Origin of the sequence: Staphylococcus microti (assembly GCF_000934465.1) — a bacterium.
Lineage (GTDB): Bacteria > Bacillota > Bacilli > Staphylococcales > Staphylococcaceae > Staphylococcus > Staphylococcus microti.
Genome location: NZ_JXWY01000178.1, coordinates 1 through 225, shown reverse-complemented (window position 1 = coordinate 225; position 225 = coordinate 1). Strand labels below are relative to the sequence as shown.

The window sequence follows — 225 nt, the reverse complement described above, 5'->3', positions numbered from 1 at the left end:
TGATATCTTTTTCCTTTAACTTATTACAAAGCGTAAAAAAAATATCAATTTCCGTGCTTGTGAATTTACGCAAGGGAACTAAATTCAAATCGTTTTGATAAACAACAGTTTCACCCGACATTTTTATTGACCTCCAAATTATAAGAACAAACTAAAGGCACCTAAAGAAAAAAAGGTGTCTTTGGTGTTGTTTGTAATTATAATACTAAACCTATAACAACAAGG

General features: G+C 29.8%; 1 pseudogene. It reads right to left on the bottom strand.

Going from position 1 to position 225, the window contains the following annotated elements:
- Positions 1–121: pseudogene (locus tag TP70_RS12330) on the bottom strand (RepB family plasmid replication initiator protein); the annotation flags it as partial.
- Positions 122–225 lie beyond the last annotated feature (104 nt).